At 69.0% G+C, this 26584-nt stretch carries 26 protein-coding genes and 1 pseudogene; 4 read left to right on the top strand and 23 right to left on the bottom strand.

Annotated features, from left to right (window positions below; translation table 11 throughout):
• Nucleotides 1-9: 9 nt before the first annotated feature.
• The 5 genes from IM738_RS14730 to IM738_RS14710 form a co-directional block, all read right to left on the bottom strand.
• Complete coding sequence (locus IM738_RS14730; RefSeq protein ID WP_236961641.1) at nucleotides 10-1179, bottom strand: FAD-dependent oxidoreductase; 1170 nt, start codon at nucleotides 1177-1179, stop codon at nucleotides 10-12.
• Between the two features lie 42 nt (nucleotides 1180-1221).
• On the bottom strand, nucleotides 1222-1770 hold the full coding sequence (locus IM738_RS14725; protein ID WP_236961640.1) for a GNAT family N-acetyltransferase: 549 nt from the start codon (nucleotides 1768-1770) through the stop codon (nucleotides 1222-1224).
• A 61-nt stretch (nucleotides 1771-1831) separates the two neighbouring features.
• Nucleotides 1832-2587, bottom strand: a complete 756-nt coding sequence (locus IM738_RS14720) for a DUF3047 domain-containing protein (RefSeq protein WP_236961639.1) — start codon at nucleotides 2585-2587, stop codon at nucleotides 1832-1834.
• A gap of 3 nt (nucleotides 2588-2590) precedes the next feature.
• Entirely contained in the window at nucleotides 2591-3403 is an 813-nt protein-coding gene (locus tag IM738_RS14715; protein WP_236961638.1) for a DUF547 domain-containing protein, read from the bottom strand.
• Between the two features lie 44 nt (nucleotides 3404-3447).
• The gene (locus tag IM738_RS14710) at nucleotides 3448-5616 is read right to left on the bottom strand and encodes an FAD-dependent oxidoreductase (RefSeq protein WP_236961637.1); all 2169 of its coding nucleotides are present in this window, start codon (nucleotides 5614-5616) and stop codon (nucleotides 3448-3450) included.
• A gap of 57 nt (nucleotides 5617-5673) precedes the next feature.
• On the opposite strand from IM738_RS14710, the gene IM738_RS14705 reads away from it, so the two are divergent.
• Both IM738_RS14705 and IM738_RS14700 read left to right on the top strand, forming a co-directional pair.
• Complete coding sequence (locus tag IM738_RS14705; RefSeq protein ID WP_236961636.1) at nucleotides 5674-6435, top strand: YiiX/YebB-like N1pC/P60 family cysteine hydrolase; 762 nt, start codon at nucleotides 5674-5676, stop codon at nucleotides 6433-6435.
• Between the two features lie 45 nt (nucleotides 6436-6480).
• Nucleotides 6481-9204 carry a cation-translocating P-type ATPase gene (locus IM738_RS14700; RefSeq protein ID WP_442908432.1) on the top strand — a complete coding sequence of 908 codons (2724 nt, stop codon included), beginning with the start codon at nucleotides 6481-6483 and terminating at the stop codon, nucleotides 9202-9204.
• A 24-nt stretch (nucleotides 9205-9228) separates the two neighbouring features.
• Here the strand turns inward: IM738_RS14700 and cadR are convergent, their stop codons facing one another.
• Complete coding sequence (gene cadR, locus IM738_RS14695; RefSeq protein ID WP_236961634.1) at nucleotides 9229-9654, bottom strand: Cd(II)/Pb(II)-responsive transcriptional regulator; 426 nt, start codon at nucleotides 9652-9654, stop codon at nucleotides 9229-9231.
• Nucleotides 9655-9851: 197 nt separating this feature from the next.
• Here cadR and IM738_RS14690 point away from each other — a divergent pair.
• Nucleotides 9852-10392, top strand: a pseudogene (locus IM738_RS14690) (cation transporter).
• Nucleotides 10393-10415: 23 nt separating this feature from the next.
• Here the strand turns inward: IM738_RS14690 and IM738_RS14685 are convergent.
• From IM738_RS14685 to IM738_RS14610, 16 genes are all read right to left on the bottom strand, one after another.
• Nucleotides 10416-10868 (bottom strand): TerB family tellurite resistance protein, encoded by a 453-nt coding sequence (locus IM738_RS14685; RefSeq protein ID WP_236961633.1) that lies wholly within the window; start codon nucleotides 10866-10868, stop codon nucleotides 10416-10418.
• 35 nt (nucleotides 10869-10903) lie between these two features.
• Entirely contained in the window at nucleotides 10904-12745 is a 1842-nt protein-coding gene (locus IM738_RS14680; protein WP_236961631.1) for an ATP-binding protein, read from the bottom strand.
• 12 nt (nucleotides 12746-12757) lie between these two features.
• A complete protein-coding gene (locus tag IM738_RS14675) occupies nucleotides 12758-13468 on the bottom strand; it encodes a PspA/IM30 family protein (protein ID WP_236961629.1) in 711 nt (236 codons plus the stop codon).
• Nucleotides 13469-13503: 35 nt separating this feature from the next.
• Nucleotides 13504-14373, bottom strand: coding sequence for a hypothetical protein (locus IM738_RS14670; RefSeq protein WP_236961627.1), 870 nt, complete (start codon nucleotides 14371-14373; stop codon nucleotides 13504-13506).
• 40 nt (nucleotides 14374-14413) lie between these two features.
• Nucleotides 14414-15982, bottom strand: coding sequence for an extracellular solute-binding protein (locus IM738_RS14665; RefSeq protein WP_236961625.1), 1569 nt, complete (start codon nucleotides 15980-15982; stop codon nucleotides 14414-14416).
• A gap of 32 nt (nucleotides 15983-16014) precedes the next feature.
• Complete coding sequence (locus IM738_RS14660; protein ID WP_236961623.1) at nucleotides 16015-16491, bottom strand: hypothetical protein; 477 nt, start codon at nucleotides 16489-16491, stop codon at nucleotides 16015-16017.
• Between the two features lie 4 nt (nucleotides 16492-16495).
• Nucleotides 16496-17164: a methyl-accepting chemotaxis protein gene (locus IM738_RS14655; RefSeq protein ID WP_236961621.1), complete on the bottom strand. Its 669-nt coding sequence runs from the start codon at nucleotides 17162-17164 to the stop codon at nucleotides 16496-16498.
• Between the two features lie 170 nt (nucleotides 17165-17334).
• A complete protein-coding gene (locus tag IM738_RS14650) occupies nucleotides 17335-17940 on the bottom strand; it encodes a CDP-alcohol phosphatidyltransferase family protein (protein WP_236961619.1) in 606 nt (201 codons plus the stop codon).
• Nucleotides 17930-18580 carry an ATP-binding cassette domain-containing protein gene (locus IM738_RS14645; protein WP_236961617.1) on the bottom strand — a complete coding sequence of 217 codons (651 nt, stop codon included), beginning with the start codon at nucleotides 18578-18580 and terminating at the stop codon, nucleotides 17930-17932. The genes IM738_RS14650 and IM738_RS14645 overlap by 11 nt, the downstream gene beginning before the upstream one ends.
• Nucleotides 18577-20346, bottom strand: coding sequence for an ABC transporter permease (locus tag IM738_RS14640; RefSeq protein ID WP_236961615.1), 1770 nt, complete (start codon nucleotides 20344-20346; stop codon nucleotides 18577-18579). The genes IM738_RS14645 and IM738_RS14640 overlap by 4 nt, the downstream gene beginning before the upstream one ends.
• Nucleotides 20347-20473: 127 nt before the next feature.
• Nucleotides 20474-21703 (bottom strand): ABC transporter substrate-binding protein, encoded by a 1230-nt coding sequence (locus IM738_RS14635; RefSeq protein WP_236961612.1) that lies wholly within the window; start codon nucleotides 21701-21703, stop codon nucleotides 20474-20476.
• Between the two features lie 30 nt (nucleotides 21704-21733).
• Complete coding sequence (locus IM738_RS14630) at nucleotides 21734-22231, bottom strand: DoxX family protein (RefSeq protein ID WP_236961611.1); 498 nt, start codon at nucleotides 22229-22231, stop codon at nucleotides 21734-21736.
• Entirely contained in the window at nucleotides 22228-23094 is an 867-nt protein-coding gene (locus IM738_RS14625; RefSeq protein WP_236961609.1) for an HvfC/BufC N-terminal domain-containing protein, read from the bottom strand. The genes IM738_RS14630 and IM738_RS14625 overlap by 4 nt, the downstream gene beginning before the upstream one ends.
• Nucleotides 23091-23978 (bottom strand): MNIO family bufferin maturase, encoded by an 888-nt coding sequence (gene bufB / locus IM738_RS14620; RefSeq protein WP_236961607.1) that lies wholly within the window; start codon nucleotides 23976-23978, stop codon nucleotides 23091-23093. Before bufB ends, IM738_RS14625 begins: the two co-directional genes overlap by 4 nt.
• Before the next feature lie 37 nt (nucleotides 23979-24015).
• Complete coding sequence (locus tag IM738_RS14615) at nucleotides 24016-24297, bottom strand: BufA1 family periplasmic bufferin-type metallophore (RefSeq protein WP_236961605.1); 282 nt, start codon at nucleotides 24295-24297, stop codon at nucleotides 24016-24018.
• A gap of 123 nt (nucleotides 24298-24420) precedes the next feature.
• Nucleotides 24421-24921 (bottom strand): peroxiredoxin family protein, encoded by a 501-nt coding sequence (locus tag IM738_RS14610; protein ID WP_236961603.1) that lies wholly within the window; start codon nucleotides 24919-24921, stop codon nucleotides 24421-24423.
• Nucleotides 24922-25024: 103 nt separating this feature from the next.
• Here IM738_RS14610 and IM738_RS14605 point away from each other — a divergent pair, with 103 nt between their 5' ends.
• Complete coding sequence (locus tag IM738_RS14605; protein ID WP_236961601.1) at nucleotides 25025-25459, top strand: sigma factor; 435 nt, start codon at nucleotides 25025-25027, stop codon at nucleotides 25457-25459.
• A gap of 93 nt (nucleotides 25460-25552) precedes the next feature.
• Here IM738_RS14605 and ftsY read toward each other — a convergent pair whose 3' ends face one another.
• Nucleotides 25553-26575, bottom strand: a complete 1023-nt coding sequence (ftsY, locus tag IM738_RS14600) for a signal recognition particle-docking protein FtsY (protein WP_236961599.1) — start codon at nucleotides 26573-26575, stop codon at nucleotides 25553-25555.
• Between the last annotated feature and the right edge of the window lie 9 nt (nucleotides 26576-26584).

Here is a 26584-nt window from a genome sequence, read left to right as displayed (position 1 = left end):
CGGGACCATTCACCTTGCTGCGGCGGGGGTGGCGTGCCGTGTGTGCGCTGCCACGAAGGCCCGATCGATGCGGTCTTTCCACGCCCACGCCCAGGCACCCTCGGCGTGCAGTGGTCCCCAGCTGGCGATGGCGTGGCCGGCGCCGCAGGACAGCAGGTTGAGCGTGTGCTTCGGCGGGTGGTGTGGCGTGAGCGCGCTGCCTTCGTGGGCGGCCAGCAGGTTGGTGGCCAGGGTCGGGCCGGCGCGCACCGCGTGGACGCCGTGCCTGGGGTGCGGCGCGTCGGCCCGGGTGGCCACGTCGCCGGCCGCGAACACGTTGGGGTGGCTGGTGCTTTGCTGGTGTTCATTGACGAGCACGTGCCCGGCCTCGCACAGGGCCAGCCCGCTGCCTGTCAGCCAGGCGGGGGCGTGGGTGCCGATGGCGAGCAGGGGCAGGTCGCAGGCCAGCTCGGCCCCGCCGCCCAGCCGCACCACGCCGTGGTCCATGCCCACACAGGTGTCGCGCAGCACGGTGATGCCGAGGGCTTTCAGGCGGCGCAGCACGCGCCGCTGAACCCCCCGGGGTTGATCCTCCGCAGGTTCGGTGCCGCCGGTGATGAGCGTGAAGCGCGCCCCCGCAGCGCCGTGCAGCCGGAGGCACTGCTCGGCCGCGAACAGCAGTTCGAGACCGGCCGCCCCGGCGCCGACCACCGCGATGGAGAGCGGACGGTTCACCGCCCGTTCCATCACCTGGGGCCAGAGCGTCGCGAAAACCTCGACGGGTCGCACCATCAGGGCGTGTGTCGAGGCGCCCGGCATGTCGGCCTCCAGCCGGGTGCGGTCGAAGACGGCGCCGGTGTCGATGGACAGCAGGTGGTAGGTCAGCTCGGACGGTGCCAGGTCTTTGCCGGTGGGGCCGACCAGCACGGTCTGTCCGGCCGCATCCAGCGCGGCGCAGCGCCCCTGCACACACCGGGCCCCGGCGGCCTTCACCAGCGGCTCCAGGGGAATCTGGCAGTCCTTGGCGCTGTAACGGCCCACCATCAGCCCGGTTGTCATGCCGCTGTGGGTGTGGTGGGGGTAGGGGGTGAGGACGGTGACGTCGAGGTCGGCGGGGCGGTTTTGCGCCAGGCGGGCCAGCACCTGCAGATGGGCAGGGCCGGCGCCGAGCAGGAGGAGCTTCTTGATTCCGTGGTGCATGGGCACCGATGTTACGGGTTGTGACTTCAGGGCTCTGTGGCCTCAGATGTCGTCGCGTCGAACCTCGTAGATGACTTCGCCGTGCTCGACCCCGGGAAAGGGGTGTGGAAAAGCCGGGAAGACCGTCTCGACCTGTCGAAAGCCCACCTTCTCCAGCACCCGCCGCGAGCCGGTGTTGACCGACATGGTCTGGGCACGGACCCGGCCAAAACCCCGACGGCCCAAGGCCTCTGCCACCAGGGCCCGCGCGCCTTCGGACGCATGGCCCTGGCCCCAGGCATCGCGTCGAAGCCGATAGCCCAGCTCGGCGGTCCTGACCCCATCGACCCAGCCATCGTCAAACAGCGCGAACCAGCCGATGAAGGCGCCTGTGGCGCGTGCATGCGCGGCCAACACCTCGGGCTCGGTGCCCCGTGGGGTCAGGAAGTCGCTGTCGGGACAAGCTTCCTCGGGCACGGGGCGGCCCCCATTGAGAAAGCGCATGACCTCGGGGTCTGCCTCCAGTGCCACGAGGTCGGCGCGGTCGGCGGGTGTGACCGGTCGAAGTGCCAGACGGACGGTGTTCAGGCGGCGTTCGGCAGGGATCGACATCACCCATCGTAGCTGCGGACAACGCGCATGGCAGACCCGCTGAGCCGAGGCAGGGGCGAGCTCAGGGGTTCGAGGGCGCTGTTTGCAGCTCGGCCACCCAGCCCAGGCTGCGGCTGGCGGTGTTGTCGCTGTCGGCGCCGATCAGCACGGTGCTGACCGTCGGAACGCCGGTGCGCTGGGTCTGCGCCCCCTGCGGCAGTTCGTCGGCGAACAGGGTGATGAAGTCTTGCGCCACGTCGCGGTCTTCAGCGACCCACTGGCCCGCTGGCGTCTCGCTGCCGCGCAGGCTGATGTAGCGCACGCGTCGCGAGTAGGGGTTGGCGCCCTGCCGGCCGGCGGCGTGGCCGCTGTCCCAGACGTAGCAGAGCGTGGCCGCGGGCAGGGGCTCGCCGCTGACGCTGCGCGCCATCCGCAGCACGGTGCGCTCGACGAAGGGCACGCGCTCCAGCGGGTGATCGAACATCACGCAGACCTTGAGCGCGGCATCGTCGCCGGCCTTGGTGGTCAGGTCGGGCGGTGTCTGGCCGCCCGAGAGCGGCTGGTCCAGCCGCCAGCGCCACCGCAGGCGGGCGGGGGGCGCGTCTTTCAGGTCGTGCACCAGGCTGCCGTAGGACGACGCGGTGGCCACCTGGAGCGCGGGCAGGCCGTCCACCCGCTCTGCGTTGAACCGCGTGGCCGGCAGGTCGGCCTGTCTCTTCGGGAAACCGACGAAACGCCAGGCCGGGTTGAGTGCCCCGTCGGCTTGCAGCAGCGGCGGCAGCGTTTGCGAGGCGGCGGCCAGGGGAAACAGTGCGCTCAGCGCCAGCAGGCGGCGCATGGTTCAGCGACCTGTGTCGTTCAGCGACCAGTCGTAGTCGAGAAAGCCCACGCCCAGCGTCTTCGCTTTCAGCGCGGCCCGCTCGGCGGGCTGGTCGCTCAGCTGTTCGGCGTAGGTCGCGAACACGTCTTCGACCTGCTTGAAGCCGCCGTGGCCCTTCTCGAAGTCTTCCCTGAACCACTTGAAGATGCTGCTGACCTCGACCTGATTGCCCCTGACGCGGTTGCGGGTGCGGTCGCCCATGAAGCGGCGCATGCCGTCTTCGAGCTGGGCTTCGAGCTTGGCGGCGGTGAAGGCCTCGTCGCGCAGCGCCGGGCAGCCGATGCTGGCGCAGTTGACGGCGGCGTGCACGCGCGGTTCGTTGTAGCGCGGGCGCAGCTGCTCGTGTTCGATCCAGTCGAGGTGGCGCTCTTCGCCCAGCAGGGTGAAGAACTTCTTTTTCCAGGCCGACTGCACGAAGGAGCCCAGGTCCTTGATGGATTGGAGGTCCGGGTACTTGGTGAGGATCAGCTCGACCGTGAACGCGTTGTAGGCGTTGATGAGGAAGGCCATCTGCTGCGCCTTGCTCCAGCCGTCGAATGTGGCCCTGGGCATGGCACTCATGCTGTCGAGCACGGCCTTGAGCGCGGCGCGGTCGGCGGCGAAGCCTTTGTAATTCGCGCGCGACTGCTTGCCATCGGGCAGCCAGCGCACGTGCTTTTTCAGCAGCGCGTCCCAGGCGGCGTAGGTGTGGTCGAAGGCGGTCTGGGCGTGCGTGGCCAGCGGGGCGATGGCGGTGGCGGCGAGCGCATGGATGAATCGGCGGCGGGTGGTCATGTGGGGGTGGACTCCGTTTCGGCCCGCAAGGTTCACGCGCGGGGTCAACCGCGGCGCCAGTCGTGGAACTTCTTCACCCAGGCCAGCAGCTGGTGCGGCTGGTGCGCGCGCTTCCATTCGCCGGCCACGTACTTGTTGGCCTCGGCCAGCGTGGGGTAGGTGTGGATGGTGCCCAGCACCTTGTTCAGGCCCAGGCCGTGTTTCATGGCCATCACGTACTCGGCCAGCAGGTCGCCCGCGTGCGTGCCGACGATGGTCACGCCCAGAATCGTGTCCTTGCCCGGCACGGTGAGCACCTTCACGAAGCCGTGCGCCTCGCTGTCGGCGATGGCGCGGTCGAGGTCGTGAATGCCGTATTTCGTGACCTCGTAGGGGATGTTCTTTTCTTTCGCGTCCTGCTCGTTCAGGCCCACGCGCGCCACCTCTGGGTCGATGAAGGTGGCCCAGGGGATCACGCTGTAGTCGGCCTTGAACTTCTTGAAGTCGCCGAACAGGCCGTTCACCGCCGCGTACCAGGCCTGGTGCGCGGCCACGTGCGTGAACTGGTAAGGCCCGGCCACGTCGCCGGCGGCGTAGATGTTGGGGTAGATCGTCTGCAGGTATTCGTTGGTCTCGACGGTCTTGTTCGTCGGGATGCCCAGGTCTTCCAGTCCGTAGCCGGTCAGGCGCGCCACGCGGCCGACGGCGCAGAGCAACTGGTCGAATCCGATGCGCTTTTCTGCGCCCGCGTGCTCCACCACCAGGGTCTTCTCGCCGTTCACCAGCTCGCAGCGCAGCGCCTTGTGGCCCGTCAGCACGGCCACGCCGTCGGCTTCGAGCGAAGCCTTGGCGAGCGAGGAGACTTCCTCATCCTCGCGGATCATGATGCGCGGCGCCATCTCGACCTGCGTCACCTGCGAACCCAGGCGCGCGAAGCTCTGCGCCAGCTCGCAGCCGATGGGGCCACCGCCCAGCACCACCAGCCGCTTCGGTATCTCATCCAGTTTTGCGAACTCGTCCCAGAGCGTGTCGCTGGTGACATAGCCCACTTCGTCGAGCCCCGGCAGCGGCGGCACGAAGGGCCGTGCGCCGGCCGCGATGACGATGCTGCGCGCGGTGAGCGTTAGCGTGCCGCCCCCGTTCAGCGCGATCTCCACCGTCCACGGGTTCACCAGCTTCGCGTAGCCCTGCAGCACCTCCACACCCAGGCCGGTGTAGCGCTCCACGCTGTCGTGCGGCTCGATGGCGGCGATCACGTCGTGGATGCGCTGCATCACGGCCTTGAAGCTGAAGGTGGGCGTCGCGTCGTTCAGGCCGTAGTTCGAGCCGTGGCGCATCTGGTGCGCGAGCTTGGCGCTCTTGATCAGCGCCTTGCTCGGCACGCAGCCGTAGTTCAGGCAGTCGCCGCCCATCTTGTGCGCCTCGATCAGCGTCACCTTGGCCTTGACGGCGGCGGCGATGTAGGCCGAGACCAGGCCACCCGCGCCCGCGCCGATCACGATCAGGTTGCGGTCGAAGGTCTTGGGCCGCACGCTGGCCCACTTCGCATAGACCTTGCGCTTCTGCACCGCCTCGACCACTTTGCGCGCGATCAGCGGGAACAGGCCCAGCAACACGAAGCTGCCCAGCAGGCCGGGGCTGAGGATGCCCTGCAGCGATTCCAGCTGGCCGAGCTGGGTGCCCGCGTTCACGTAGACCGCCGTGCCGGCCAGCATGCCGAGTTGGCTCACCCAGTAGAAGGTCCAGGCCTTCATCTTCGTCAGGCCCATCAGCAGGTTGATGACGAAGAAGGGCACGACCGGGATCAGGCGCAGCGTGAACAGGTAGAACGCGCCGTCTTTCTGGATGCCCTTGTCCATGTCGGCCAGGCGCTGGCCGAAGCGGCTCTGCACGCTGTCGCGCAGCAGGAAGCGCGCGGTCAGAAACGCCAGCGTGGCGCCGATGCTGGACGCGAACGACACGATCAGCAAACCCCAGCCCAGGCCGAAGATCGCGCCGCCGGCGAGCGTGACGATGGTGGCACCGGGCAGCGAGAGCGCGGTGACCGCCACATAGACCAGGAAGTAGCCCAGCGCCAGTTGCAGCGGCTGCGTTTCGCGCAGTTCAGCGAACGTGGCCTGGCTCTGTTTGAGGAAGTCGAGGCTGAAGTAGCGGCCCAGTCCGAAGGCGAAGAAGGCCACAATGCCCAGCAGAACCACCAGCAGCAACAAGATTTTCCGGATGCCCACGACCATTCCTTTGTGTGTTGTTGAGTCGCCGAAGCTGCGACATTCTTACACCGGGGAGACACCTTGATCAGACAAGCCATCGGGCGTGCGCTGGCGCGCTACCTGACCAAGCCGGGCCAGTCGGCGGCCATTGGCTTTCCGACCGACCAGCGCCTGCTGGCCGCGGCGCTGCGCCCGGCCGATGTGGTGCTGGTCGAAGGCACCACGCGCGTGAGCACCGCGATCAAGTACCTCACCCAGTCCACCTGGTCGCACGCGGCGCTCTGCGTCGGGCCCCTGCAGCCCGGCGGCCCGCTGATGGTGGTGGAGGCGGACATTCGCGAGGGCGTGCGTGCCGTGCCGCTGAGCACCTACGCGGGGCTGCACTGCCGCATCTGCCGGCCCGCCAGCCTGCGCATCGACGAGGCCGAGGCGGTCTGCCGCTTCGCGGTGCAGCGCATCGGCCACCGGTACGACCTGAAGAACATCCTGGACCTCGCCCGCTACCTGTTTCCAACGCCGCCGGTGCCGGTGCGCTGGCGCCGCCGCCTGCTGGCCCTGGGCAGTGGCGACCCCACGCGCGCCATCTGCTCCACCCTGATTGCGCAGGCCTTCGAGTCGGTGCTCTACCCCATCCTGCCCATCGTCGAAGAGACCGCGGCCGACGATCCGAACTGCGACGACTGCGTGCGCCAGGTGCTGCACGTGCGCCACCACAGCCTGTTCACGCCGCGCGATTTCGACGTGTCGCCCTATTTCGAAGTGGTCAAACCCACCCTGGCCGCGGGCTTTGACCACCGCGCGCTCGAGTGGTCACCCTCGGCCAGGGCGTCACTGGAAGCTTGATCGGTTCGGTGGCGGGCGTCATGGCGTTCGGGGTATGGTTGGCCGATGCGACCCGACACCCAGTCCTTGCCCCGTCCCGCCACCGATGAGCCACAGCCGCTCTGGCACGCGCAGGCCACCGTCCAGGTGTTGCAGCACCTGGAGAGTTCTTCGCTGGGTCTGACGGGCGCTGAAGCCGCCACCCGCCTGGCCATCCACGGCCCCAACGGGCTCGCCGCCGCGCCGCGCCCCGGCTGGCTGCGCCGCTTCGCCAGGCAGTTCCACAACCTGCTGATCTACACCCTGCTGGTGGCGGCGGCCATCACCCTCTGGCTGGGCGACTACCTCGATGCGGCGGTGATCTTCGGCGTGGTGCTCATCAACGCGGTGATCGGCTTCATCCAGGAGGGCAAGGCCGAGCGAGCGCTCGAAGCCGTGCACGCCATGCTCGCCAGCCACGCCATGGTGCTGCGCGATGGCGAGCGCCACGAGATCGACGCGGCCGGGCTGGTGCCGGGCGACGTGGTGCTGATCGAGTCCGGCACCCGCGTGCCGGCCGACCTGCGCCTGCTCTCGGCCAAGAACCTGCGCATCGACGAGGCCGCGCTCACGGGCGAGTCGGTCCCGGTCGACAAGGACCCCGCGCCGGTGGCCGCCACCGCGCCGCTGGCCGAGCGCGGCGGCATGGCCTACGCCGGCACGGTGGTGGCCGTGGGGCAGGGCGCGGGTCTGGTGGTGGCCACCGCCGGGCACACCGAGATCGGCCGCATCGGGCGCCTGGTGTCCGGGGTGCAGTCCCTGGCCACGCCGCTCACGCGCCGGCTCGACCAGTTCGCGCAGCAGATCACCTTCTTCATCTTGCTGGTGAGCGCGGTCACCTTCCTGTGGGGCAGCCGGGTGGGCGGCCTGCCGCCGCTGGACATCTTTCTCGCCGTGGTCGGCCTGGCCGTGGCCGCCATTCCCGAAGGCCTGCCCGCCATCGTCACCATCACGCTCGCCATCGGCACCGCCGCCATGGCCCGCCAGCGCGCCATCGTGCGGCGCCTGCCCGCCGTGGAAACGCTGGGCTCGGTGGGCGTGATCTGCACCGACAAGACCGGCACGCTCACCAAGAATCAGATGACCGCCGTGCGCCTGCTGCTGCCCGGCCAGCGTGTGGAGGTGAGCGGCGCCGGTTACGCGCCCGAGGGCGGCTTCCACGAGGGGGGCCAGTCCATCGACGCCGGTCAGAACGAAGGCGTGATGCGTCTCGCACGCTGCGCCTTGCTGTGCAACGACGCACAGCTGCACCACAGTGAAGCCGCTGGCTGGGCGCTGGCCGGCGACCCCACCGAAGGTGCACTGATCACGCTCGCGCGCAAGGCCGGGCTGGACCCCGCGCAGGAAGCCGCGCGCACGCCGCGCATCGACAGCATCCCGTTCGAGTCCGAACACCGCTACATGGCTACGCTGCACCACGACCACGCGGGTCGCGTGTTCGCGCTGCTCAAGGGCGCGCCCGAAAGGGTGCTGGCGCTGTGCGTGCAGGAGGCAGCAGGCCAGCCGCTGGAACAGGCCGCATGGCAGGCGCGCATGGACGAGGCCGCGGGCGAAGGCCAGCGCGTGCTCGCGCTGGCCGAATGTGAGCTGCCTGCCGGCACGCGCGAACTGGGCACCAGCGACATCACGCCGCGCTTCACCCTGCTCGGCCTGGTGGGGCTGATGGACCCGCCGCGCCCCGAGGCCGTGGCCGCGGTGGCCGAATGCCAGGCGGCCGGTGTGCGCGTGGTCATGATCACCGGCGACCACGCCACCACGGCCGCCGCCATCGGCGCCAGCCTGGGCCTGCGCGAAGGGCAGCCCATCAGCGGTGCCGAAATCGACACGCTCGACGATGCCGCCCTGAGCGCGCGCCTGGCGCAGACCGACGTGATCGCCCGCGCCAGCCCCGAGCACAAGCTGCGCCTGGTGGCCAACCTGCAGGCGAGCGGCCAGCTCGTGGCCATGACCGGCGACGGCGTGAACGACGCGCCCGCCCTCAAGGCCGCCGACATCGGCGTGGCCATGGGCCAGCGCGGCACCGACGCCGCGCGCGAAGCGGCCGATCTCGTGCTCACCGACGACAACTTCGCAGCAATAGCGGTCGCGGTGCGCGAGGGGCGCACGGTGTTCGACAACATCAAGAAGTCGCTGCTGTTCATCCTGCCGACCAACGGCGGCGAAGCCGGCCTGATCCTGATTGCCGTGTTCGCGGGCCTCGCCATGCCGGTCACGGCCGCACAGATCCTCTGGGTCAACATGGTCACCAGCATCACGCTGGACATGGCGCTGGCCTTCGAGCCCGCCGAAGACGGTGTGATGCAACGGCCGCCGCGCCCGGCGAGCGAACCGCTGATCACGCGCCTGCTGTTCGCGCGCGTGGTCTATGTGAGCCTGCTCATGATGGGCGCGGCCTTCTGGGTCTATCACTGGGAGCTGGGCCGTGGCAGCGGGCTCGACGTGGCGCGCACCGCCGTGGTCAACATGCTGGTGATGAGCGAGGTGTTCTACCTCTTCAACGTGCGCCACTTCACCGCCAGCGCCTGGCGCTGGGAGACGCTGGCGGGCAACCGGATGGCGGTCTGGGCCTGCGTCATCACGCTGGTGCTGCAGGCCCTGTTCACCTACGCCCCGCCGATGCAGGCGCTGTTTGGCACGGCGGCGCTGGACGCCGCGTCGTGGGCGCTGATCGTCGGGCTGGCGGCCGGCAAGTTCGTGCTGGTGGAGATCGAGAAGGCCGTGCTGCGGCGCTTCGGGGTGCGGCGGATGTGAGGGCCGTGGGAACGGTCGCGCCACTCAGCTGGGGTGGCACGCACAGGCCTCGCCGTGCGCCGCGGCCACCAGCTCGTGCAGGATGCCGCACCGATCGCCCTGGTGTTCGCCCTGGCAGCGCGAGCGCAGCTGCACCAGCTGGCGCTCGAGCGCGCGCATGCTTTTCAGCCGCGCCCGCACCCGGCTGAGCTGTTCATCCACCAGCTGGTTCACGTCGAGGCAGTGCCGCGCCGGGTCGTCCACGAAGGCCAGCAGGCGCTTGATGTCCGACAAGGGCATGTCGAGCGCCCGGCAGTGGCGGATGAACGACAGCCGCTCCAGGTGCGGCCCTTCGTAGTCGCGGTAACCGTTGTCCGAGCGCGCGGGCGCGGGCAGCAGCTGTTCTTTTTCGTAGAAGCGGATCGTCTCCACGTCCACACCCGTGGCCTGGCTCAGTTCCTTGATGCGCATGGGGGATGCCTGTGTTCGAAATGGGGTGTTGACACTGTAGCGACTCCAGGGTTTCCAATCAGGCCCAACGAAAGGAAAACCCCATGTCTGCCCACTGCTGCGAACACGACACGCCGAAACCGGCGGCCCTCACCAACCTGCCGCGCTACCGCCGCATCCTCTGGATCGCGATGCTGGTCAACGCCGCCATGCTGGTGGTGGAGCTGGCCGCCGGCTACCGCTCGGGCTCGGTCTCGCTGCTGGCCGACGCGATCGATTTCGGGGGCGACGCGCTGAACTACGGCGTGTCGCTGGCGGTGCTCTCGGCCGCGCTGGCCTGGCGCGCGCGCCGCCATGCTCAAGGCCGTCAGCATGGTGGCGTTCGGCCTGTTTGTGCTGGGTCGCGCGCTCTGGAGCCTGTGGACCGGGCAGGTGCCCGATGCGATGACCATGGGTGTGGTGGGTGTGCTGGCGCTGGGCGCCAACCTGGCCGTGGCCTGGATGCTCTACGCCTTCCGCGAGGGCGATGCCAACATGCGCAGCGTGTGGCTCTGCACCCGCAACGACGCCATCGGCAACATCGCCGTGATGCTCGCGGCGCTGGGGGTGTCCGGCACTGGCACCGCCTGGCCCGATCTGCTGGTGGCCATGCTCATGGCCACCTTGGCGGTGCGCGGGGGCTGGCAGGTCTGGCGCCAGGCGCGCGGTGAGCTGGGGGCCGACGACGGCCACCGCCATCAACCGGGTCATTCACACTGACCCGGCGGTACCGCGGTGGGGGATCAGCCGCCCGCGGTGAGTTCACGCACCACGTTGGCCACCGACTCGGCGTCGGGCAGGTGCGACAGGGCGCCGATGAGTTCGTCGCGCACCTGGCCCAGCAGCGCTTCGAAGCGGGCGGCGTCCACGTTCAGGGCGGTGGCGAACGACTGCACCAGCGCACGCTCTTCGGCGCTCAGGCGGCCGTCGGCGTAACCGGTCATCAGGCACATCAGCACCACGGTGTCGGCCACTTCCGCCGGGCTGCCGGCCATGGCCTGGGCGTCAAAGGCGTGGTTGCCCGAGAGCATGGCCGCCGTGGTCGGCATGTCGGCCTGGCGCGAGCTCTCGTAGAACTGGCCGATCAGCGCCGCTTCGGCGGGGTGGATGCCGTCCACCAGGGCCACGGACAACATGGCCTGGGTCAGCTGGATGACCTGGGTGGCGCTCAGGTTCTGGTCTTGGATCGCTTGCATGGTGGTGCTCCTTGTCGGGTGGGGAAGTCAGCGGATCAGCGTGTGAGTGCCCGCCGTTTGGCGGCGATCAGGTTGCTCTGGATGTCGGCGATGGCCATGTCGCGGTAGCGCTTGGGCAGCATGGAGCGGCGCGAGGTTTCGGACACCGCGAGCAGCTCCATGAACTCGATCATGTCGCGCTCCTGCGGCGGCATGAAGTCGGCCGCGGCCTGGTTCAGCGCGTCGGCGTTCAGCGGCGTGGCCTGGTTGCGCGCCAGCTCCACGGCCAGCAATGAGAGCGCTTCGAGGTCGGCGTTGGAGTAGCCGGTCAGCGTGTCGCACAGGGTCAGCAGCTCTTCCATGCTCGCGACGCAGGGCTCGTCGTAGCGCGAGAGCACGGCCTGCAAGACCTGCACGCGTTCGGCTGCGGTGTCGCAGTAAAAGAACGGGATCTTGCGGTCCAGCCGGCCGGGGCGCTTGATGTCGGAATCCAGCTTGTCGGGGCGGTTGGTCATCATCACGAACAGCACCTGGCCCCGGTTCTCGGGCTCGGCCATGAACTCTTTGAGCCGGGCGATCACGCGCGAGCTGGTGCCACCGTCGCTGTCTTCGCCGCCACCGTTGCCGAAGCTGCGGTCGCCTTCGTCGATGATCACCGCGATGGGCCCCATGGCCTTGACGGTGGCGAGCACGCGCTCCAGGTTGGCCTCGGTGGACCCCACCCACTTGGAGCGGAAGTTCTTCAGCGCCACGGCCGAGAGGCCCGCCTCTTTCAGGAAGGCCTTGATGACAAAGGTCTTGCCCGAGCCCATGGGGCCGACCGCGAGCAGACCCATGGGCGTCAGCGTGGTTTCGCCGGCCTTGAGGTTCTGCGCGATCGCCATCAGCTCGTGCTTGATGTGCTCGTGCCCACCGACGGCCGAGAGGCCGTGTTTGGGCTCGATGAACTCGATCAGGCCCGCGCATTCCTTCTCGATCATCTCGCGCTTGCGCGCGTGGATGACCTTCAGCACCTCCTGGTCGGCGTCGCCGGTGGGCAGGGCCTTGCCGGGCTCGATCAGGCGCGTGATTTCGGCCGGCGTCATGCCGGCGGTGATGGTGGCCAGCGTGTCGGCGCGGGCGGTGGCATCGGGCGTGCCTTCGAGCAGTTTGCCGATCAGCGCGCGGCGCTCGGCCTCGCTCAGGCCATGGCCCTTGGAGCCCGCCAGGATGTTGGCGAGCTGCACGGTGCGCAGGCCGCTGGTGCGCTCGGAGAACAGCTCGACCTGGTGTTCGGTGAGCTTGGGCGCGAAAAAGCCAATGACCTTTTTGCGCAGCGGCAGGTCGGGCATGGGTATCTCAATCGCCGCGACCTTGGGGTTGGACAGCAGGCCCGGGTTGATCGCGTTGAGCGACTCGGTGATCAGCACGACGATGTTGTCGCCCTGGGTCAGCGTCTGGTCGAGCGACCAGCGGTGGAACACCAGGTAGGTCTGGCGGTCGGTCTGCGCCATGAAGCTCGGGTCGCCGGCGGGCAGCAGCGCGTCGGCGTAGGGCACGATGACGGCGGTGGACGGCTGCGCGCGCATGCGCTGCTCCAGCGCGTGCAGCGAGGCCAGCAGGTCGGGCTCGGTGCCTTCTTCATGCTGGCGCAGCAGCGCGCGCTGCTTGTCTTCGCTGGTGCCCGACAGCACGCGGATGCCACGCTCCAGGCTCACCTCGCACACGTGCTGCTTGGTGTCCTTGAACAGTTCTTCCACCAGGAAGGTGCCGAGGTTGTGCAGCTTGTCGCCGACCAGGACGTTGTCGAAGACGTTGCGGTAGAGCACGAAGGTGGACGCTTCGCCCGCCAGGTACTTCTGCCGCAGGACCTCGGCCCAGCGCGGCAGATCGTGGCGGGGGGATGCGGGTGCTTTCATGCGCGGGGCGGCTCAGAGGGTTTTGGTGGGGGCGGCTTGCGCGGCGGCGCGGGCCTGCTTCATGGCTTCGAGCTGGGCCTTGGCGGTCACGCTGCCGCTGCTCTGGCGCAGCTTGTTCAGGCGCACGTCGAGGTCGGAGTTCTGCAGCTCGGCGCCCAGGCTGGCCTGCGCCACCTGGCCCTTGATGTGCTCGCGCACGGCGCCCAGCGCCTGCACCTCGGCGTCCACCGAGAGGCCGTCCAGCTGGCCCTGGATCTTGATGCGGGCCTGCGCGCTGTGCATCTGCGCCAGCATGCGCTCCTTCTCGGCCTTGAGCTTGTCGATCTCGGACTTCACCTGGATCAGCGAGTCCTTGGCGTTGTCGGCGTCGGCGGTGGCCTGGGCGGCGTCGGCGCGCAGCTCGGTGAGGGCCGCGTCCAGCGTGTTCTTCTTCTGGATCAGCACCACGGCGAGGTCGTCCTGGTTGGTGGCCATCGCCGCTTCGAGGTCGGCGGTCACGGCAGCGAGTTCGCGCTCATGGGCCTCCAGGCGCGAGGTGATGTCCTGGCGGCGCGCGATGATGGCACCGGTGGCGGCCTTGAGCTGGGTGTACTTCTGGATCATCGAGGCGATCGCGTTCTGGTAGGCGATCTCGGGGTGCTCTTTTTCGATGTCCGAGACCCACAGGGAGATGAAGCCGGTCCAGAGGTTGGCGAGGCGGGCGAAGATTGCGTTGTTGGCCATGGGAAGCTCCTGGTTGAAAGCGGGGGTGTTGGGGTTCAGGTGTTCTGGCGCTGCGCGGCCTGGCGGGCGGCTGCGCTGTGGGCATTGCGAGAGGCGCTGGTGCGTGAGGTCTTGTTGCCAAAGGCCGCGAGGTCGGCATCGTCGAATTCGGCCGCCACCTCTTCGGCGATGCGCAGGCGCGAGAGCGAGTCTTCGAGCTTGCTGCCCATGTCGGTGGCGTAGGGCGAGGTGATCACCAGCTGGTACACCTCTTCCATCTTGTCGGGCATGGCGACCAGCGTGGCTTCGAGGGCGCTGCGCCGCACCGCGAGGCGGCGCGACCGGTTCAGCACCTCGGTGTATTCGGCGAGCGTGGCGCGCAGCTGCCGCGCCTCTTCGTCGCCCAGCGCGGGGTTGCGCAGCTGCGCCTCGACGTTGGCGATGCGGCGGTTCACCTGGTCTTCGCTGGTGGGGTCCTTGCGCCGGCGCAGCGAGGCGTTGACCGCGCAGAGACCGAGGTAGTCCACCGTGAGCGTGTCGAGTTTTTCCACGTCCTGCCGCGTCAAGGTGGTCTGCCGGTCGCCCGCCGTCTGGTAGAGCGCCTGCACGCGTTCCCACATGTGCTGGTAGGTGGCCAGCGCGTCGGACTCGCCGCGGTCGCTCAGCTCGGCGATCAGCAACTGACGACGTTGGCTGAGGCTCTGGTGGTGGGCCTCGCGGTCGACCCAGGCCTTGAACGAGGGCAGGCTCGGCACCATCAGCGCCGCCAGAATTTCGGTGCCCACCGCCAGCGTGCCGACCAGCGCCAGCCCCGCCAGCCCCATGGGGATGGACGCAAAGATCGCCACCACGCCGGCCGCCAGCAAGGCGGTGCGGTTGGCGGGGTGGCGCAGGAAGGCGCCCAGGTAGGAAGGCTTGTCGCTCAAGGTCGTGGGGCCGGTGTCGTTCGCGGATTCACGGGCGTTCTCACTTGGCGAAGCGCGACCAGATGCGGTTGATCTCCTGCTCGTCCTGCTCGGACAGCACCGGGATCGGCGACGAGCGGCTCAGCGAAGTGGTGCTGGGCACCACGGCCGGGTTGCTCTTCACGCTCGCGCTCATGAACTCGCCGGCCTTCAGGTTGGCGTTGGCATAACCCACGGTGTTGGACACCTTGGCGATCACCTGGGGCCGCATCAGGTAGTCGATGAACTGGTGCGCGGCGCGCTTGTTCTTCGCGTTGGCCGGGACGGCCATGGCGTCGATGGCGAGCAGGCCGCCGTCGGCCGGCACGCGGTACTCGACCGCGCCGCGCGACTTGCCCTGCGCCTGCACCGCGTCGCCCGAGAAGCCGATGGCGACGCAGAGCTTGCCGTTGGCCAGCGAGTCGATGAACTGGTCGGTGGGGATGACCTTGACCGTGCCCGCGAGGCGCTCCATCACCTTCTCGGCGGCGGCAATCGAAGCGCGACCATTCCACTTGGGCTGGCCGCCGGCCATGGCGGCGAGCGGGAGCACGTCGGATGCCGAATCGACCACGCCGATGCCACACGACTGGAAGCGCTTGGCGATGGCCGGATCGAACACGGTGGCCAGCGCGTCCATGGTGTGGCCGGGGAAGGCTTTGCTGGTCAGCTTGGGGTTCCAGGCGATGCCGACCGTGTACCACATGTAGGGCAGGCTGTAGGCGCCGTCCTTGTCCCATGCGCGCAGGGTGGCGTCCACGCGCGGGTCGATGTTGTTCAGGTTTTTCAGGCTGGCTTTGTCGAGCTTGCCGAGCAGGCCCTTGGCCGCCATGCCGGGCACCGCATTGGCCGTGGGGAACACCACGTCGTAGGGCGTGCCGGCCGCGCCGAGGCGGGCCTGCAGGTCGTCGTTGTCCGCGAAGATGTCGTAGACCACGCGGATGTTGAATTCCTTCTCGAAGTCCTGCAGCACGCTGGGCTCGATGTAGTCGGGCCAGTTGAGCACGCGCACGGTTTCCTTGGCACCCGCGCCTGCGCCGTTCACCGCGCGGCGCAGGTTCATCAGCACGGTCGAGGTGATCAGGCCGTCCACGCTCACGCCCTGCGATTCCTGGAAGGCCTCGGTGGCGACCTGGGTCTGCGGGCCGAAGGTGCCGTCCAGCGGGCCGGCGTTGAAGCCCAGCTTGCCCAGCAGGATCTGCGCCTCGCGCAGGCCCGCCGCGTCCACGATCTTTTCTTTGCCCTTGTAGTTGCCGCTGGACCAGTTCTGGCTGGTCCAGATGTGGCGGCGGATGGCGTTGAGCAGCGCGTCGTTGACTTCGCTGGCGGGTGCCGTGCCGGTGCGCGCGGCAAAGGCGCGCATGGCGTCCAGCGTGGCCGGGGTCAGCGTGCCCGAGGGCGTTTCGCGCAGCAGACCCAGGCGGGCCAGCAGGCGCTGCGCCGACTCGACCTTGGCGTTGCGCGCGCCGGCCGGCGCCGCGGTTGGGGCTTTGGGTTCAGCGGTGCCGAAGACGAAGCCCTGGGCGTGGGTGGAACCGGTCCAGAGGCCGCTGATCAGGGCGGCGGCCAGGGCGATGTGGCGGATGTGCATGGGGTGTCCTTGGAAAGAGGGCGTGTGCGGCCTCACTGGCCGGGCGCGAAACAGATGGTGTTGCGGGACTGGGCCAGCTGGAAGAGTTTGGCGGCGGCGTCCTGGTCGGCTTTGATGCCGCCCTGGCCCTTGAGCGTCATTTCGCCGAGGTGGCAGGCCGCACCGGCGTCGCCGCCCTGTACCGCCTGCTCCAGGTGCTGGCGGGCCTGGGCGAAGTCGCCGCTCTCCATGAACTGGCGGCCTTGCGCGGCGTGCTCGGCCGGTGACAGGTCGCCGCTGCTGTTGCTGACGGCGGGTGCCTCGATGGGGGCCGGTGGCGTGTTCGGCGGCGTCGAGATGACGCTGGTGGTGGGCGTTTCCGATGGGGTCGGGCTGGTGGTGGTCGCGGTGGACGCTGGCGCTGCGGGGCCGAAGCCGTCCTTGAGCGCGAAGTTCCACACGGCCGAGGCCATGGCGCCGATCACGGCGAGGCCGATCAGGCCTTTGGAAAGGGGGGTCAAGCTGGCCATGGGGTCATTCCTTGGGGGCGGCGACGGGCGCAGCGAACTGCGCCGAGAGGTTCTGCAATTGCTGGCCAAGCTGCGACAGGCTGGCGAGTTGGCCGGCGGTGTGTTCGCGGGCGGCCTGGAGCTGGGCTTCCTGACCCGCGATGTCCTGGGCGGCACGGGCCACCTCGCGGTTCATCAGGGCGTCGAGCTCTGCCATTTGCTGGCGGATGTCTCCCACGACTTTTTCACGCTTGGCGGTCACGGTCTCGATCCGCGCCAGCGTGTCGCGTTCCAGCGCCTGCAGGTTGAGCTGCAGCAGCTCGGCGTGCATGGCCAGCGCCTGGGCCTTGGTTTGCGCGTCGGCCAGCGGGTCTTCGATGGTCCATGACTCGTCGGCCGCGTCCATGGCTTTGATGGCCATCAGCCGGGTGCCGGGGTCCATCGCGCTCAGGCCCTCGATCAGCCGCAGCAGGCGCTCGGCGGGGTAGAGCGACACCGGCACGCCCGCCTTGGCGTAGATCTCGTCGAGTTTCAGGGGGGCACCAACGACCGGCATCGCGGCTTCGGGCGGTGGCGTGGCGGCGGGTTCCGCCGGCACGGCCGGGTTGGGCGCTGGAGGAGGCTCCACGCTGTCGTGGGACGTGTCCATGCGGACCAGCCCCGCCTTCTCCAGAAAGCCCATCACGCCCTTCATGTCTTGTTCTCCAGCATGGTGTTCATACGCAGTGCCTCCGCACAAGGGCTCCCCGATGGACGCGCCGTGGGGCGGCCTGAGAGAACCTCGCAGGGAGTTTACGGCAACGCTGGTGGGCACTGCGGGCTGGATGGGGTGCGGTCACCCAGTGTGGGATGGGGCAGAAGCGCTCAGCGGAACCGCTGCCAGCCCCAGCCGATGCGCAGCACGATGGTGATGCCGCACAACACCGCGAAGCCGTAGGCGATCTGGGGGAACCACTGTGGCCACAGGCACATGGCGGCGAAGGCGGTGATGGTCTCCGTCGCTTCGGTCAGGCCACCGAGAAAGTAGAAGCTCTTGTCAGGGAACGCCACCGAGTGCAGCTGCCGCTTCTCGGCCACAGCCGCGAAGGCGAGGAAGCTGCTGCCGGTGCCGATGAAGGCGGCGAGCAACACGGCAGCGGGCAGGGCGTTGGCGACAGGGTTGGCCAACGCGAAGGCCAGCGGGATGGCGGCGTAGAACAGGAAGTCGAGCGTGATGTCGAGAAAGCCGCCGCGGTCGGTGGGCCGGGTGGCGCGCGCCACGGCGCCGTCGAGTCCGTCCATCAGGCGCGAGAGCAGCAGCAGCGCCAGGCCCGGCAGGTACTGCTGGAAGGCGATGGCACCGGCCGCGGCCATGCCGAGGGCGAAGCCGGCGACGCTGATCGCGTCGGCCCCCACCCCCAGGCGCACGAGGCCGCGCGCGGCCCGCGTCATGAGGGGTCGCAGCGCCTGCTGAACGGCCTTATCCAACATGGGCCAGCTCCACGACCCGTGTTGGGTCGGCGATGTCGGCCGCATCGTGCGTCACCAGCACGGCGGGGATGTGGCGCGCGCGGATGTGGTCGAAAACGAAGGCGCGGAACTGGTCCCGCAGCGCGGCGTCGAGTTTGGAAAACGGCTCGTCGAGCAGCAGCGCTTTGGGTTGCGCGAGCAGGGCGCGCATGAGCGCCACGCGCGCGCGCTGCCCGCCCGAGAGCGTGGCCGGGTCGCGCTCGCCGTAGCCGCTCAATCCCGCTTCGTCGAGCGCCTGCTGCACCTGGGCCAGCCGCTGCGCGCGCGGGCCGGGCGGTACGGCGAAAAGCAGGTTCTCGGCCACAGTCATGTGCGCGAAGAGCAAAGCGTCCTGGAACAGCAGGCCGATGCCGCGCTGCGCAGTGGGGAGGTGGGTGATGTCTTCGCCATTGAGCCGGACCGATCCGGTGCAGCGCAGCGCCTGCGCGCCCTCGGCCACGCTGCCCAACGTGCCGGCGATGGCGGCGAGCACCGAGCTCTTGCCGCTGCCGCTGGCGCCCATGAGCGTGAGGATCTGGCCCGGCCGCACCTCGAAACGCAAGTCCTGCAACAGCGTGCCTTGCGCGCTGCCCAGGGTGGTGATGTGGACCGAGAGTGTCATGTGGTGGCGACTTTAAAGCGGCGCGGGCGGCCGACCCAGGCGGCGATGCCGAAGGCCAGCACCGGCAGCAGGAACTGCAGGCCCGCGTAGGCGCTGGTGAGCGAGCGCTGCGCGCCGGCCGCGAGCGTGACGGCTTCGGTGGTGACGCTGGAGAAGCGGCCCGCGCCGATGTACAGCGTAGGCAGGTACTGCGCCACGCTGACCGCGAAGCCCACGGCGGCGCTGGCGGACAGCGCTCGTCGCAGCAGCGGCCACTTCACGCGCAGCAGGAAGCGCCAGCGCCCGTGGCCCAGGCTGGCGGACAGCGCCTGGTAACGCGGGTCAAAGCCCAGGTAGGCGGGCGAGAGCGCGAGCAGCACATAGGGCAACACCATCGCGGTGTGCGCCAGCAGCAGGCCGCTCCACTGGCCTTCCAGCCGCAGCCACAGCGCCACACGGTACAGGCCCACCACCCACAACACGGCGGGCAGCACCAGCGGCAGGTTGAGCAGCGGGCGCATGGCGGTGTCCCAGTGGCGCGGGGCGAGTTCGAGCCAGGCCACGCACCATGCCAGCGCCAGCACGGCGGCCGCGAGCGCGAGGACCAGCGTGGTGCTGAGGGTGCTGCGGCTGGACCAGACGCTGTGCCAGGCCTGGGTGGTGAGCGCCTCAGGCCAGAGCGCGGGGAAGGGCCAGACGCCGGCGATGCTGCCGATGGCGAGGGTGAGCAGGACGGCGGCGTAGAGGGCGGCGAGCAGCCAGAAGCCGAAGGCGGTCTTGGTGCCGCCCAACCCACGCCGTTCGGGCTGAGCCTGTCGAAGCCATCGCACGATGCTGGCCCTTGTTCGTTTGAGCCCTTCGACAGAGCCTGTCCTGAGCTCGTCGAAGGGCTCAGGGCGAACGGACGGAGTTGGCGAGCGCTTTGGTTCATGACCGCGCTCACCGTTGCCCAGGCGTGCGCGGTGCGTGGCAACGGCTTGCAGCGCGCGCCAGCCCAGCGCCGACACCAGCACCACGATGGCCAGCACGCCCCCCGCCGCCGCGCCCTGCGCGTTGATGGCGAGATCGGCGTCCTGCAGCCACTGCCAGGCCAGCACCGCCAGCGTGGGCGGCGAGGCGGGTCCGATGACCAGCGCCATGTCCACCACAGTGAGGCCATAGGCCAGCACCGCGAGCAGCGGCCAGAACAGGCGCGGCGCCAACTGCGGCCAGACCACGCGCCAGTAGGCGCGCTGCGGGCTGTAACCCAGCGTCTGCGCCAGCGCGTGTTCGGCGCGCCAGCGCTGGCGCAGGTCGTCGCGCTGCAGCTGGGTGGCGGCGGTCCAGAGCAGGAAGGGGATTTCTTTGGCCGTCAGCGCGGCGATCAGACCCAGGCCCCAGGGGTCCTGCGTGGTCGGCCAGGGAGGGGGGAATTCAAAGCCGGTGAGCCAGGGCGAGGCGGCACGCAGCAGCCAGCCACTGGGCGCGATCAGAAACGCCAGCCCGATGGCGAAGGCGGCATGCGGCGTGGCCAGCATCACAGGCAGACCGCGCAGCAAACGGTTCAGCGATTGGCCGACGAAGCCTTGAGCCAGCAGTGCCGCGGCGCCCCACCAGGCGAGCGCGGTGGAGGCCAGACCGGTCCAGATGCTGTAGGTCAGGGCACGCTGCCATTGCGGGTCTTGCCAGAGCGCGTGCCAGGCGCTGGCGTCGAACAACGCACCGAGTGCCAGTGCCGCTGTGGCGAGGAGCGGCAGGGCAGCGAGCAGGAGCAAGGCCAGGGCTGCGGGCAAGCGCAAGTTGTTCATGCGCGCGCGATGAACGCAGACTCATCCGGAGCGAAGTGCCCGGACCCAGAACGCGGTGGAACCGGCTTCGCCGGGCCACTTCGCGTTGCCCCCTGGAGGGGGTCGCGCGCAGCGCGGCAGGGGTGCCTCATGAATACCGGCGGGTCCATTCCTTTTCCAGAGGCTCCACCCACGAAGCATGCGGTTCGGGCAGCGCAGGCGCGGTCTGCTTCACCTGGCCGGGCAGCGGCGCAGCGGCGAATGCCGCGCGCTCGGCCGCGGGCAGCCTGGCGAGGTCCAGCACCGTGGGGTCGCCCCAATGAGCAATGTCGGCCTTGCGCGCCTGCGCCTTGGGAGAGAGCAGGAAGTTGGCCACCACCATGGCGCCGGCGCGGGCCTGGGCGTTGTAGGGGATGGCGACGAAGTGCGTGTTGCCCACGGTGCCTTTGGCGAACTGCCAGCTGGTGGTGGTGGCGGGCAGGCGTTTGGCCACGATCTCGTTGGCCGCGTCGTTGGGGTTGAAGGTCAGGGCGATCAGCAACTCGCCGTCGCTCACCATCTGGCGGATGGCGCCGGCGTTGGCCGGGAACTGCTTGCCGCCACGCCACAGGTGGGGGTGCAGCGCATCGAGGTAGGCCCAGAGCGGCGCGGTCACGCCGGCAAAGGCCTCGGGGGTGAACGGGCGGGCCAGCGCTGCAGCGTCGCGCGTGTGTTCCAGCAGCACCTGCTTGATGAAGGTGGTGCCGTGGAACGCAGGCGGGCGCGGGTAGCTGATGCGACCGGGCTGCTTGCGGGCCAGGGCCAGCAGTTCGGCGGTGCTTTGAGGCGGCTGAGGCAGGCGCTGGCTGTCGGCAAAGAAGGTGAGCTGGGCCATGCCCCAGGGCGACTCCAGCCCGTCGGTGGGCACGGAAAAATCGTTCAGCGTGGTGGGCTTGCCGGTGGTGTCCACATAGGCGAAGTTCGGCAGGGTCTGGGTGAACGGCGCGCCCAGCAGGCCGTCGCGCTTCATCGCGGCGAAGTTCTCGCCGTTGATCCAGATCAGGTCCACCGTGCCTTCACCGGCCTTTCGGCCCGCGGCCTTTTCGGCGCGCACGCGCTTGACCACATCGGCCGCGTCGCTGACCTTCACGTGCTCCAGCTTCACGCCGTGCGTGGCCAGGAGCTCTCCCGCGGCCCACTGGATGTAGGCGTTGATCTGCTCGCTGCCGGCCCAGGCGTTGAAGTACACGGTCTGGCCGCGCGCGGCCTTTTCGATGTCGGTCCAGGCGGGCGCGGCGGTCTGCGCCCAGGCGGGTGGCAGGGCGCTGCCGGTGGCGGCACCGGCAGCGAGCAGGAGGTGGCGGCGGGTGAGCGCGAGGGTGGGGGCAGGGGTCGTCAAGGGGCGGTCTCCAGCAAGGGGTGCGTGAGCTTAATTCATCGACAGGGACCGGGCGTCGCGCGGGGTCAGCCAGCGGTCCAGACGCGGTTGGAGCCAGGCGCCGTCGACCGACCACTTGCCCACGCCGTAGAGCGCCAGCGCGGCGAGCAACACCCCCCAGGTGATGTGCTGCTGCAGGGCGGCGGGCGCGATCTCGCTCAGGCTGAGCACGGCCATCACGTTGACCACGCTCAAACCCAGCGCCGCAAAACGGCCGGCCAGACCGAACAGCAGCAGCACCGGCAACACCAGTTCACCCGCCGTGCCCATGACGGCCGCAACCTCGGGCGACAGCAGGGGCACCTTGTACTCCTCGGTGAACAGCAGCAGGGTGGTGTCCCAGTCGCGGACCTTGGTCAGGCCCGAGAGGAAAAACACCTGGGCCATGTAAGCGCGGGCAGTCAGCGCGGCCAGCGGGCGGGCGCTGTCGAGGGTCGCGGTGAGGGTGCGCCAGACGGTGAGGCCGCTCTGCAGCAAGGGGGTGATCATGGGGTGGTCTCCGTGGGGGTGTTGGGGTTCGGATGGGCCAGGCTGTGCACGCCGATGACCAGTCCATCGGTCACGGCGGCGGTGAGCCAGGCGGAGAAGTCGAATGCCTCGGCCGGATCGGTGTCGGCGCAGGCCGCGTCGAGCGACTGAGGCAGATCGGCGCCGCTCAGCAGGGCTTGCACCAGGGCCGCCGAGGTCGGCGAGATGCCGGTGATGCGCGGGCGCAGGCCCTGGCGCCACACCAGGGCGTGTTCGCCCCGGCCATTGCGCAGGCGCTGTGCCGCCTCGGCCAGGCTGGGCGTTCCATGCAGGTGCGCGGTGATCAGGCTGGCCACGGGGTGGGGGCTGGTGATCACGGCGGTGCCGGGCGCGAGCGTGAGCGCCAGCCCCTGAGGGTCTTCCTGCCCCAGGCGCGCGAAGCTGGGCAGATCGGGTTCGGCATCGGGCGAGCCTGCGGCGCGGTGCAGCGCCCATTCGGCGTCTGCCACATCGCTCAGGTAGGGCGCATCGGCGAGCTGTTGATTGGTCTGCAGAAAGCCGGGCAGGGCATCGCCCCACTGCGCCAGGTCGCCGCAATGCGGCGGGTGGTGGTGCCACAGGTCGCGCGCCAGCAGCGCGAAGTTGTCACCGCCGATCAGCGCCGCGATGACCGGGTAGGCCGCGAGCAGCGAACGTTCGGCGAGGGCATGGCCGTTGGCGCGGTAGGCGGCGAGGCCGCGGGCGGTTTGCGGGTGGTGCGCGCCGAGCAGGCCCCACAGCTGCTGTTCAGCGGTGTCGGCGTCTGCCGTGCCAGGGCGCACAAACAGCGCCTGCAACAGGGCCTGCTGCTGTTGCGCCAGCGATGACAGGGGCTGTGCGTTCATGTCACCAGCTCCAGTGGTGTCAGGGCCCGCCGGGCGGCCGCGCGTGCGCGCGAGGCTTCATCGAGCAACACGTCCAGCCCGGGCACATCGGTGTCCCATTCGATCAGCGTCGGCACCGCGCCGAAGCGCTGCACCGCGTGGCGGTAAAGCGCCCAGACGGCATCCACCACGCGGCTGCCGTGGTCGTCGATCACGATGTCGCCGCAGTGCACATGGCCGGCGAGGTGCAGCTCGGCCACGTGGGCGGGGGCGATGGCGTCGAGCCAGCGCCGGCAGTGGTCCAGCGGGTCACCGGTTTCGCCGCGCAGCTGCGCGTTGAGCGCGTTCACATAGAGGTTGTTCACGTCCACCAGCAGCTGGCAGCCGGTGCGCTGCGCGAGCGTGTTGAGGAAATCCGGTTCGTCCATGTCTGCATCGCGCCACTGCACATAAGCCGAGAGGTTTTCCACCGCGATGGGGCGATGCAGGCGGTCCTGCACGCGGTTCACGTTGGCGCACATGGCGTCGAGCGCCTCGTGGCTCATGGGCACGGGCAGCAGGTCGGCCGCGTGGTCGCTCGGGCCGCGTGCGAAGCTGGCGTGGTCGCTCACGCGCACGGGGTCGATGGTCTGCACCAGGCGGGCCAGCTGGTCAAGGTGCCAGGCGTCGACGCCGACGGCCGAGCCCAGCGACAGGCCCACGCCGTGCAGGCTGACCGGGTAGTGTTTGCGGCCTTCGCGCAGCACCGCGAGCGCGGCGCCACCGGGTGCGAAGAAGTTCTCGGAATGGACTTCGATGAAGCCCAGGGCAGGCTGCTGCTCCAGCAGCGCCGCGTGATGCGGGTGCCGCCAACCGATGCCCACCTCGGGCGCTGAGGGTGGGTGCCCGTGAGCGGGGGCGGTCATGGTGGCGGACTTTCTCAGGCGAGAAATGCGGCGCGGATCAGGACTTCTTCATGCCCATCTTGGCTTCGTCCATGCTCATGCCGTTCATGCTCTTGCAGGTGCCGGCGGCGACGTATTTCCACTCGCCCTTGTCGTTGTCCACCTTGGCCTGGCCGGCACACGAATGCGAGCCCGAGAGGTTGGCGCAGTCGTTCTGGCCGGCCTTGGCGATGCCGAAGCATTTTTCCTTGGCGGCGTCCTGCGCCAGCGCGGGCGAAGACAGCAGGGCGAGGGACATCAGCGAGGTGGCGGCGGCGGCGATCATGGTGCGTTGGTTCATGGTGTGACTCCTGAGGGTTGAGGGTGGGTTCAACCGGTTGACTTGATGAAGCGTCTGGCCGGTTGAAGTTGAGTCGCGGTGCATCGGGTCTTCTTACATCGGGTGATCAAAAAATCGCTTTCCTCACAGAAGCTCGGCAATGCGGTCCCAGGCTTCGGGTGGAATGCGTCCGCTGTAGCGCTCCACCAACCGGCCCCGCTTGTCGATCAGACAGGCGCTGGGCAGCTGCTCGGGGCGGCCCATGCTGTCGAAGAAACCGGGTGCGCCCGCCCACAACGAAGCGAACTGTTGTGTGGCAGGCACGGTCTGCTGGACCAGCCGTTCATAGTCTGTGAAGTCTTGCTGCCGCGCGTCCATGTTCACGCCCAGCAGCGTGAACGGCTGGGCCTTCCAGCCTGTGAGGTTGGCGCGCAACTCACGCATCTTGTCGCGGCATACCGAGCAGCCGGTGGACCAATAGAACACCAGCACGACCCGCCCGCGAAGACCGGCAAGGCGCAGGCGCTGGCCGCTCAGGTCAGTGCCCTCCAGCGAGGGGACGCCGGTGGTGTCAGGAGGGGCGGCCAGAAGCTGACTCGAGTGGGCAAGCAGCGTCATGAGCATGAAATGCCGACGGGTGGACATGGCCGGGGGTGGGTGCGGGTGCGACATAGGGGTTTCTCCGATGAGAAACTTTTGTCGCCCCGTTTCTCCACTTCTTACACTTGCGGGCGACATCCCACCCACCATGCCCCCGCAGACCCCCTCCGACTTCGAGCAGCAACTGGTTGACCTGCGCAGCTATCTCATGCGTTTTGCGCGCCTGCAGCTGCGCAACGACGCCTGGGCCGAAGACGCGGTGTCGGAAACCCTCATCGCCGCGCTGGCCAAACCGCAAGCCTTCGAGGCTCGCTCCCAGCTCAAGACCTGGCTGGTCGGCATCCTCAAACACAAGATCATCGACTCGATACGCCGCCGACAGCGCGAGGTGACGCTGGACAACGGGTCGGACGATGACAATGCGGACCCGCTGGAGCACATGGCGTTCAACTCCGATGGGCACTTCGCGGAAAAGCCGGCCGACTGGGGCAACCCCGAGCAGGGAAGACCGCGAGCTGCCCTTGGCCGAGCAGCTGGCGCTGCGCATGCACATGGCCATCTGCGCGGCCTGCCCGCTGTTTGAGCGCCAGGTGCTGACCATGCGCAACGCCATGAAACAGTGGCGTCACTACGGCGCCGATGACGACAGCGCCTCTTGAGCGCGGCGGAGTTCAGTTCAACTCAACAGCGCTTGCGCGAATTCCTTCGCGTCGAAGGTTTCCAGGTCTTCCAGCTTTTCGCCGACGCCGATGAAATAGATCGGCACGGGCTTTTCGCGCGCGATCGCGCAAATCACGCCGCCCTTGGCCGTGCCGTCGAGCTTGGTGATGATCAGGCCGGTCAGGCCCAGCGCCTCGTCAAACGCCTTCACCTGCATCAGCGCGTTCTGCCCGGTGTTGCCATCGATCACCAGCAGCACCTCGTGCGGCGCCGTGCCATCGGCCTTCTGCACCACGCGCTTGATCTTCTTCAGTTCTTCCATCAGGTGCAGCTGGGTCGGCAGGCGGCCCGCCGTGTCCACCAGCACCACGTCCTTGCCGCGAGCCTTGCCGGCGCTGACCGCGTCAAAGCTCACGGCGGCCGGGTCGCCGCCTTCCTGCGTGATGATTTCCACCGTGTTGCGGTCGGCCCAGACGGCGAGCTGCTCGCGCGCGGCGGCCCGGAAGGTGTCGGCCGCGGCCAGCAGCACCGTGGCGCCTTCGTTGGCCAGGTGGCGCGTGAGCTTGCCGATGGACGTGGTCTTGCCCGCGCCGTTGACGCCCGCGACCATGATCACCGTGGGCTTGTGTTCGCCGATCACCAGTGGTTTCTGCAGCGGCGCCAGCAGGTCGGCAATGGCCTCGGCCAGCAGGCCTTTCACGGCGGCCGGGTCGGTGGTCTTGCTCTCTTTCACGCGGCGCTTCAGATCGGCCAGCAGGTGCTCGGTCGCCTTGACGCCGGTGTCGGCCATCAGCAGCGCGGTTTCCAGCTCTTCATACAGTGCGTCGTCGATCTGCGTGCCGGTGAAGACGGTGGCGATGCTGGAGCCGGTCTTGCGCAGGCCGGCCTTGAGCTTGTCGAGCCAGCCTTTGCGCGGTGCCGCGACCGGCTCGGGCGCCGCAGGCGCCGCCACCGGGGCGGCGACAGGTGCTGCGGGCGCAGAGGCGGGTGCGGCGGTGGGGGCGGGCGCGGGGGATTTTTTTCGGAAGAACGAGAACATGTTTCAATC

This window comes from Hydrogenophaga sp. SL48, assembly GCF_021729865.1.
In the GTDB taxonomy this organism is placed as follows: domain Bacteria; phylum Pseudomonadota; class Gammaproteobacteria; order Burkholderiales; family Burkholderiaceae_C; genus Hydrogenophaga.
Note: the sequence above shows the minus strand (reverse complement) of the source record. Positions and strands in the feature narration are given on the sequence as shown.